This is a genomic window from Nocardia wallacei, from assembly GCF_029868745.1.
GTDB classification, from domain to species: Bacteria; Actinomycetota; Actinomycetes; order Mycobacteriales; family Mycobacteriaceae; genus Nocardia; species Nocardia wallacei_B.
In genome coordinates this window covers 67,421-75,779 of record NZ_JARWOP010000390.1, presented here as the reverse complement: position 1 = coordinate 75,779, position 8,359 = coordinate 67,421, and the positions used below count along the sequence as shown (strand labels likewise).

Genomic DNA, 8,359 nt, shown 5'->3' with positions numbered 1-8,359 from the left:
CCCGCCCCCCCCCCCCCCCCCCCCCCCCCCCCGCCCCCCCCCCCCCCCCCCCCCCCCCCCCCCCCCCCCCCCCCCCCCCCCCCCCCCCCCCCCCCCCCCCCCCCCCCCCCCCCCCCCCCCCCCGGAATGACGGAGTTGCCTTGCGGGCCGTGTGCGTTTTTTTCCCGTTGTGGGTGCGGGGGGGGCCGGGCCCCCCCCGCGCCGCGGGCCCGGCCATCCTGGAGGTGCGCCCGCTCGGCGGCCGCGAGTTCGAGGTGGTGGTCTACTCCGCCGCGATGCATCGGCCGATCACGGTGTGGGTATCGCATCCCGGCGCTTCGGCTCCGGCGCTGTATCTGCTCAACGCGGTCGACGGCGGCGAGGACGGCGGCCCGTGGACCGCCCGCACCGACGTCGCCCAGTTCTTCGCCGATAAGCCGGTCAACGTGATCGTGCCGATGGGCGGGCGCGCCAGCTATTACACCGACTGGGTCTCCGACGACCCGGTGCTCGGCCGGAACCAGTGGTCCACCTTCCTCGTGCGCGAGTTGCCGCCCCTGCTGGAACAGCGGTTCGAGATGACGGGCCGCAATGCCGTTGCGGGAACGTCGATGTCGGCGACTTCGGCACTGGATCTCGCGATCGACGCGCCGGGGAAGTATCAGGCGGTCGGCTCCTACAGCGGCTGCCCGCGCACCAGCGATCCGGTGGCGCGCGCCTACGTCCATTCGCAGCTGGGCATTTTCGGCGCGAATGCCGCCAATATGTGGGGCGCGCCGGACAATCCGGCGTGGCCGGCGCACGATCCGGTGCTCAACGCGGACCGCTTGCGCGGCACGGCCCTCTACATCTCGGCCGGAAACGGCGGCGCGGGCGTGCACGACACCCTCGCCGACCCATCCATCGCCGGCAACGCGGGCAAGCTCGCCGACCGGCTCGCGGTGGGCGGCGTGATGGAGTCGGTGGTCAACGGCTGCACCCGTGTCCTGGCCGATCGCCTTGCGTCCCTGGGTATCCCGGCCGATGTGGTGTTCCGCACCGGTACCCACGCCTGGCCCTACTGGCAGGACGACGTCCACGACTCCTGGCCGACTTTCGCCGCCGCCCTGGGAGTCTGACGCCGTCCAGCCGAGTTCGCTGTATTTCAGGCCCGCACTTGCCGCCGGTAGGTGACTTTGTCGAACTCGCGCCCGTACTCGTCCACCGCGACCACGTCCATCTCGCTGGCGAAGAAGCCCGGCCGCACGTCGACCCGGATGAACGAGTAGTTGCGGAACCGCACGCGTGACCACGGCGCGGCTTCGTCCCGCTTGTCGCCGCCGACGGTCCATACATAGCTGTTGGGCACGGTGGTATCGGCGACTTCGTGACCGCGGTAGGTCTCCTGCGAACCCGGCTGGAAGCCGTAACGCGGTCGCCCGCCGCCGCCCACGGTGTAGTACACGGTGCCGTCGGTTTCCGGGTACACGACCGAGTTGTCGCCCGCGACCTTGCCGGGCTGTCCCGCGCGGATCGGGTCGGTGCGTTCGAAGATGTGGTTGTGGCCCTGCAGCACGAGATCGACGCGATAGCGGTCGAACAGGTCGCACCAGGCCGCGCGCAGACCTCCGTCGCTGGCATGCGAATCGGTGGTCGAGTAGGCGCAGTGGTGGAAGAAGCAGACCAGGAAGTCGATGTCCGGATCGGCCCGGTAGGCGGCGAGAGTCCGTTCCACCCAACCGGTTTGGGCGCCACCGGAGTACCCGGTGTTCGTCCGGATCTCGGAGGAGACGTCGTTGGCGTCCAGCGACAGTACCGCCACATTGCCGTAGGTGAACGAGTACGCCGACGGGCACCCGGAGGGTCCGTTGCCCGGAAAGTCCAGGCGCGCAAGGTGTCCGCCGTACCCGTGGGTGTCGTAGGCGGCTTCCATGTCGTGGTTGCCGGTGGCGAACATCCACGGCGTGGTCGACGCGCTGGGTTCGATGGCGCCGAAATACACGTTCCACACATAGGGATTGAATTTGTCGAAGCCGCCGGGCGCGGCCCCGCCCGCGGGTACGAACCGCGGGCTCTTGCCCGCGCCGGAGGGATCGGCATAGGCGATATCCCCGGCGAGTATGTGGAAATCCGGTCGGGCGGCGACGATCTGGCGCATCACGTTGTCGGCGTGCCGGACGGTGGGGTCGTTGTCCGCCTTGTAGTACATGTCGTCGTAGTCGCCGGGCGCCACGCCGCCGGGCTGCACGGGTGTTTCGTCGGTGCCCTGGTCACCCATCATGGTGAAACGGAAGGGCAGCACCGCGTTTCGCGCGGTGGGCATGGCGGTGGCCGCCGCGCTGACCTCGCCGGTGAAGCCGTCGGAGGTGCGCCACCGGTAGAAGTGCGGTATCCGCCCCGCCAGCCCGTCGACGGGGGCGTGCACGTAGAACTGCTCGGCCGCGAGCACACCGCCGTCACTGCTGGGGATCTGGGTGACCAGATTGCGGATCTCCGCTTCGACGCTCGCTCCCAGTGCGGGCGTCGGTCCGTATTCGAGAAAAACCTTCGCACCGTGGGGATTTCGCGACAGCTGTGCCGAGAACCGGAGCTGGCCGGCGGCATCGGCGCCGAATCCGACCCGCCGCCCGCCCACGGCCAGCTGTGCGTCCTCGGCGTAGGCGCGGCCCGCGAACGGTGTGGCGCCGACCGCCGCCACGGCGGCCGCCGCGGCCGAACCGCGCAGGAAATTGCGCCGCGAGACCGGGTGCCGGCGCAGGTGGGCGCGGTGCCATTCGTACTGCTCGGCCATGGTCATGGTGGCGGCCAGCGGCTCCGGGATCCCCGTGTCGGGGATATCGCCGGCCGGGTTCAGGCGATTCGACGGCATGGGATCGGATGCTCGTCCAACCGGTGTGGCTCGGCAACCGCCGAGCTCGCCGTCGCTGGGGAATTCTCGGTGAATTCCGCGTGCGGGCGAATCTGTCGGTGGCCGGGGTCACAATGCGGTATGGCCTACGACGAGGAACTGGCGGAGCGCATCCGGGATCTGCTCGGCCCGGTACTGCCCGAGACGGTGGAGAAGAAGATGTTCGGCGGGCTGGCCTTCCTGGTCGGCGGCAATATGGCCGTCGCGGCCAGCGGCAAGGGCGGCCTGATGGTCCGGGTCGACCCGGACCAGGCCGAGGGGCTGGTCGACGGTAAGCAGGTCGCGCCGATGGTCATGGGCGGCCGCCCGATGCGTAATTGGCTACGGGTCGATTCGGCCCTGGTGGCCGACGACGACGTGCTCGAGCAGTGGATACAACGCGGGGTTGCCTACGCGCGCAGCCTGCCGCCCAAGTAGGGCGGTCGCGGATCGCTCGAGCGCTCGCCCCTCGCGGGAAGCGAGAGTGACGGCGGCGGACCGAGTCGACGACCATGTCCGGCGGGAGTCGTGGTCAGGCTGCCGCGCCAGGTGCTACCGTGTGTCCCACGCCACGATAACTGCAACGAGTTCTAGTTAATCGCGGGCCTCGGGAGCACGTCCAGCCCCGGAAGCGCGCGATGGACGGCTCACTCGGGTGAAGGACGTACCCGGCGGCGACGCGGCGCGGAGGAGAGTGTGCCTTGACGAATACCGTTGATCCGCAGGCCGTGGCGGCCCGTGTCACCGCCGAACTGACCGGGCCCGGTGGTCCGTTCGACATGGCCGTCGAAGAGGTATTGGGCGCTCCGATCCCCGTCATGCGCACTCGGCGTCGCTCGCTGGGGGAGATGCTGGACGATTCGGCCGCGTGGGGCGACCGCGAGTACCTGGTGACCGCGGACGGCCGGATGTCGTTCGCCGACCACGCGGCCGCGGCGGGAGCGCTCGCGCATGCCCTGGCTGATCGGTACGGCGTCGGCAAGGGCGACCGCATCGGAATCCTGGCGGCCAACACCCCGGAGTGGGTAGTGGCCTTCTGGGCGGCGCAATGCCTGGGCGCGCTCGCGGTCGGTTACAACGCCTGGTGGGCGCCCCGGGAAATCGAGTACGCCCTCGGCCACGCCCGCCCGGCGGTACTGATAGCGGACGCGAAGAGAGCCGGGCTGCTGGATGATCCGGCGAGCGCGGGTCGAGCCCGGGATATACCCGTGCTGACCATGGAGCACGACCTTCCGCGACTGATCGCCGAATACTCCGGCGCACACCCCCGCACGGTCGTCGCCGAGGACGATCCGGCGGTGATCCTGTACACCAGCGGCACCAGCGGCCGTCCCAAGGGCGTCGTGCATTCGCATCGAAACCTGGTGGCGGTCACCGACTATCACCGATTCACCGATGCGATGGTGGCGGGCATGCGCGGCCTGCCCCATCGCGAACCCAGCGACAAGCGCTTCCTGCTCACCTCGCCGCTGTTCCACATCGCGAGCCTGCACAACCTGGTCGTCCCGCGCCTGGCGACCGGCGCGGCGGTGGTGATCCACCAGGGTTCGTTCGAAGTCGACCGGGTGTTGCGCCTGGTCGAGCGCGAGCGGGTCACCAACTGGGGCGCGGTGCCGACGATGGCGAGCCGGATGCTCGAGCACGACCTGTCCGGCTACGACCTGTCCTCGCTGGCGGCCTTCTCGCTCAATGCCGCGCCTTCCTCGCCGGCGTTCCAGCAGCGGCTGCGCGAGCGGCTACCGGTCGCGCGGGTAGCGCTGACCACGAGCTACGGCCTCACCGAAAGCGGTACCGCCGCAACGGTTGCCACGCCGCCGGAGCTGGCGGCCCACCCGGATACGGTCGGTCGTCCCATCGTCGGAGTCACCGTCGAGATCCGCGACCCGGACGGCACGCCGGTACCCGACGGCACGGAGGGCGAGATCTGCATCCGCAGCCCGTACGTGATGCTCGGCTACTGGGACGACGAGACCGCCACCGCGGCGGCGATCGACGGCGAGCGCTGGTTGCGCACCGGCGATTTCGGCACCCTCGAGGACGGTCGGCTCCGCTTGTCCGGCCGGCGCAGCGATCTGATCCTGCGCGGCGGGGAGAACGTGTATCCGACCGAGATCGAGAACGTACTCGACGAGCATCCCGCAGTGCGCGAGTCCGCGGTGCTCGGGGTACCGCACGACGATCTCGGCCAGGAGGTGGCGGCCGTCGTGGTCGTCGGCGATCCGAACGCCGTGACCCCGGCGGCGCTCCGTGATTTCGCCGCCGAGCGGCTGGCCTACTTCAAGGTGCCCGCCCGCTGGACGATCACCGATAAACCATTGCCGCGCAACGCGACCGGAAAGGTCGTCCGTCGTGAGATAGCGATCTGACGGCGGGTGCCCCGGGCACCGAAAGAGGAAACACGATGTACGACAGCATCATCAAGGGCGGCCGCTGGTTCGACGGCACCGGCGCGCCCTCCGCTCTCCGGCACCTCGGCATCCGCGACGGCCGGGTCGCCACCGTGTCCGCGGTGCCGCTCGAGGAAACCGATTGCGACACGGTGATAGACGCCGCGGGCAAATGGGTGCTGCCCGGCATGATCGACATCCACACCCACTACGACGTCGAGGTGCTGCTGGATCCCACACTGTCGGAATCGGTCCGCCACGGCGTCACCACGGTGCTGCTCGGGTCCTGCTCGCTGTCGACCGTGCACGTCGACGCCGAGGTCGCGGGCGACCTGTTCGGCCGGGTGGAGGCGATCCCGCGCCGCCACGTCATCGATGCCATCGGTGATCTGAAGACGTGGCGGAACGCGCACGAGTACGCCGCGGCGCTGGAGGCGCTGCCGCTGGGCGCGAATGTCGCGTGCTTCCTGGGACATTCGGATGTGCGCGCCGCCGAGATGGGGTTGGACCGCGCCACTCGAAAAAACGTCAGGCCCGGCGCCGCCGAGGTGGCGGCGATGGAACGCAAGCTGGTCGAGGCGCTCGACGCGGGCTTCATCGGCATGTCGTCGCAGCAACTGCTGTTCGACAAGCTCGACGGCGACCTGTGCCGCTCGCGCACCCTGCCGTCGACCTACGCGACCACCCGGGAACGGCGGCGGCTCAACACGGTGCTGCGCGAGCGCCGCCGCGCCCTCCAGGGCGGGCCGGACGTCTCGCGGCCGCAGAGCCTGCTGACCATGGCGGCGAGCAGCCTCGGCCTCTGGCGCGAACCGCTGAAGGTGAGCCTGCTGTCGGCCGCCGACATCAAGGCGATCCCCTTCGTCGCCTACGTCTTCCCGGCGATGGCGCGCGTGATGAACGCGCTGGGCGGCGACTTCCGCTGGCAGCATCTGCCGGTGCCTTTCGAGGTGTACGCCGACGGCATCGACCTCGTGGTGTTCGAGGAATTCGGTTCCGGCGCAGCGGCACTGCACCTGTCGAACCAGTTGGCGGACCGCGAGGAACTGCTGCGCAGCGCGGCGTACCGGCGGCGGTTCCGCAAGGACTACGACAAGAGGTTCGGCCCGCGAGTGTGGCACCGCGACTTCTTCGACGCCGAGATCGTCGACTGCCCGGACAGTTCGGTGATCGGCAAGACCTTCGGGCAGGTCGGGCAGGACCGTGGCGGCCTGCATCCGGTGGACGCGTTCCTGGACCTGGTCGTGCAGTACGGCGGCAAGGTGCGGTGGCGCACCACGATCTCCAACCACCGGCCGCGCGTGCTCGACCGTTTCGCCGCGGATCCCGGTGTGCAACTGGGCTTCTCGGACGCGGGCGCGCATCTGCGCAACATGGCCTTCTACAACTTCGGGCTGCGGTTGCTGCGCCGGGTGCGGGACGCGCAGGGGTCGGCGCGGCCGTTCCTGACCCTGGAGCGCGCGGTGCACCGCCTCACCGGTGAACTCGCCGACTGGTACGGGCTGGACGCCGGGCACCTGCGCGTGGGCGACCGCGCGGATGTGGTGGTCGTGGACCCGCGACATCTGGACGACAGCCTCGACGCGTACGCCGAGCAGACGGTCCCGTACTACGGCAACCTGTCCCGCATGGTGAATCGCAACGACGCCGCGGTGTCGGCGGTATTCGTCGGCGGCACTTATGTTTTCGGCGATGGGCAGCCGGGTGCGGCGCTGGGGAACCGCCGCACCGGCCGTTTCCTGCCCGCCGCGTGAGCGCGACACCACGAGACAGGGGACACCGCATGACGAATCGCAGCTTCGACGGCCGGACGGCCGTGGTCACCGGCGCGGCCTCGGGCATCGGCGCCGCCATCGCCGACCGGCTGATCGCCGAGGGCGCGAACGTCGCGGGCCTGGACATCGACGAAGCGGGCCTGCGGTCGGCGGCCGAACGGCTGGGCGAGCGGTTCCGCGCGGTGCCGGCGGACGTGACGAGCGAGTCGGAGGTGGAATCGGCGATCGAGACGACGGTGCGGCTGTTCGGTTCGCTGGAGCTGGCGTTCAATGTCGCCGGGGGTTCGCGTATCGGCGCGGTCACCGAATTGGCCGAGGCGGACTGGGATTTCACCGTCGATCTGGTGCAGAAGAGTGTCTTTCTGTGCACCAAGCACGAGGCACGCCGGATGCGCGCGGGCGGTGGCGCGATCGTGAACGTCTCGTCGCTGGACGCGCGGATCCCGATGCCCGGCGGCAGCCCGTATTCGACCGGCAAGGCCGGGGTGGAGATGTTCACCAAGAATGCCGCACTGGAGCTGGCGCCCTACGGGATACGGGTCAACTGCGTGCTGCCCGGCTTGGTCGACACCCCACTCACCGCGCCGATCGTCGCCTACGAGCCCGCACTGCGAATGTTCCTCGACCGCATTCCCCTGAAAACGCCGGCAAGGCCCGACCAGATAGCCGGGCCTTGCTTGTTCCTCGCGGGCGCCGATGCCTCCTACATCACCGGCGCCTCGCTGGTCATCGATGGTGGCTGGCAGCTCACCAGCTTCCCCAACCTGGCCGCCCTGAGCGGCTCCTGACCGGCGCGTCATCCGCGTCCGGCGCACCGCAGGGCCCAGGCCAGGGCGCCGAGGGCGGCGGTGTTGGCGACACCGCGCAGGATGTTCAGCCGCACCCACGAATCCTCGAACTGCTGGCGCATCGCGGCGAAATCACCACCGGTGGCGTCGGCGAGCTGATTGTTGAGCGGAATATTGCCACCGGCACTGATCAGGAAGCTGATCACATTGAGCGCCAGCGCCGCCAGAATCCACCACAGCACCGTCCGCTGATCGCCCCGCAGGTGCAGCGCCGCCGCCACTCCCGTGAACACGATCGAGCCGAGGAACCCGAACATGAAGGCCGGATTGACGATCACCACGTTGATCCGATTCATCACATCCACGAACGTCCGATCGTCCACCTGCCGCAGCGCCAACATCACCGAGCTGGCGTAGGCGTAGAAGACTCCGGCCAGGAGTCCGGTCGAAATGGTGGCCACCACGAGAGAAGTGGTGCCGAGGGCGGAAGTAGCGGTACTTGCCTGCGTCGTTGTCGTCATGCGATAAGTACACCGGGCGCCGTGAGATCCCGACATAGCCGCG

At 69.6% G+C, this 8,359-nt stretch carries 8 protein-coding genes; 5 read left to right on the top strand and 3 right to left on the bottom strand.

From position 1 onward, the window contains the following. Nucleotides 1-281, bottom strand: a 281-nt coding sequence (locus tag QH470_RS38020; protein WP_425302860.1) for a hypothetical protein, incomplete at its 3' end; no start/stop codon positions are given. Between QH470_RS38020 and QH470_RS38015 the strand changes: the two genes are divergently transcribed. Then, nucleotides 276-1,097: an alpha/beta hydrolase gene (locus QH470_RS38015; protein ID WP_280277239.1), complete on the top strand. Its 822-nt coding sequence runs from the start codon at nucleotides 276-278 to the stop codon at nucleotides 1,095-1,097. The two genes, QH470_RS38020 and QH470_RS38015, sit on opposite strands and share 6 nt — an antisense overlap. A 26-nt stretch (nucleotides 1,098-1,123) precedes the next feature. Here the strand turns inward: QH470_RS38015 and QH470_RS38010 are convergent, their stop codons facing one another. Continuing rightward, nucleotides 1,124-2,827 carry a metallophosphoesterase gene (locus QH470_RS38010; RefSeq protein WP_280277238.1) on the bottom strand — a complete coding sequence of 568 codons (1,704 nt, stop codon included), beginning with the start codon at nucleotides 2,825-2,827 and terminating at the stop codon, nucleotides 1,124-1,126. A 120-nt stretch (nucleotides 2,828-2,947) separates the two neighbouring features. Between QH470_RS38010 and QH470_RS38005 the strand changes: the two genes are divergently transcribed. The 4 genes from QH470_RS38005 to QH470_RS37990 all read left to right on the top strand — a co-directional run bounded on the left by QH470_RS38005 (nucleotide 2,948) and on the right by QH470_RS37990 (nucleotide 7,795). Next, nucleotides 2,948-3,283, top strand: coding sequence for a TfoX/Sxy family protein (locus QH470_RS38005; RefSeq protein WP_280277237.1), 336 nt, complete (start codon nucleotides 2,948-2,950; stop codon nucleotides 3,281-3,283). Between the two features lie 263 nt (nucleotides 3,284-3,546). After that, nucleotides 3,547-5,211 carry a steroid-24-oyl-CoA synthetase gene (gene casG, locus QH470_RS38000; RefSeq protein WP_280277236.1) on the top strand — a complete coding sequence of 555 codons (1,665 nt, stop codon included), beginning with the start codon at nucleotides 3,547-3,549 and terminating at the stop codon, nucleotides 5,209-5,211. Nucleotides 5,212-5,246: 35 nt separating this feature from the next. Then, nucleotides 5,247-6,986, top strand: coding sequence for an N-acyl-D-amino-acid deacylase family protein (locus QH470_RS37995; RefSeq protein ID WP_280277235.1), 1,740 nt, complete (start codon nucleotides 5,247-5,249; stop codon nucleotides 6,984-6,986). Nucleotides 6,987-7,015: 29 nt separating this feature from the next. Continuing rightward, the gene (locus tag QH470_RS37990; protein WP_280277234.1) at nucleotides 7,016-7,795 is read left to right on the top strand and encodes an SDR family NAD(P)-dependent oxidoreductase; all 780 of its coding nucleotides are present in this window, start codon (nucleotides 7,016-7,018) and stop codon (nucleotides 7,793-7,795) included. 8 nt (nucleotides 7,796-7,803) lie between these two features. On the opposite strand, the gene QH470_RS37985 is transcribed toward QH470_RS37990, so the two are convergent. Beyond that, the gene (locus QH470_RS37985; RefSeq protein WP_280277233.1) at nucleotides 7,804-8,316 is read right to left on the bottom strand and encodes an anthrone oxygenase family protein; all 513 of its coding nucleotides are present in this window, start codon (nucleotides 8,314-8,316) and stop codon (nucleotides 7,804-7,806) included. Between the last annotated feature and the right edge of the window lie 43 nt (nucleotides 8,317-8,359).

Bases quoted from the DNA above. Each gene is read 5' to 3' on its own strand.
- QH470_RS38015 (WP_280277239.1), top strand. From the start codon at position 276: ATGCATCGGCCGATCACGGTGTGGGTATCGCATCCCGGCGCTTCGGCT.
- QH470_RS38010 (WP_280277238.1), bottom strand. From the start codon at position 2,827: ATGCCGTCGAATCGCCTGAACCCGGCCGGCGATATCCCCGACACGGGG.
- QH470_RS38005 (WP_280277237.1), top strand. From the start codon at position 2,948: ATGGCCTACGACGAGGAACTGGCGGAGCGCATCCGGGATCTGCTCGGC.
- QH470_RS37995 (WP_280277235.1), top strand. From the start codon at position 5,247: ATGTACGACAGCATCATCAAGGGCGGCCGCTGGTTCGACGGCACCGGC.
- QH470_RS37990 (WP_280277234.1), top strand. From the start codon at position 7,016: ATGACGAATCGCAGCTTCGACGGCCGGACGGCCGTGGTCACCGGCGCG.
- QH470_RS37985 (WP_280277233.1), bottom strand. From the start codon at position 8,316: ATGACGACAACGACGCAGGCAAGTACCGCTACTTCCGCCCTCGGCACC.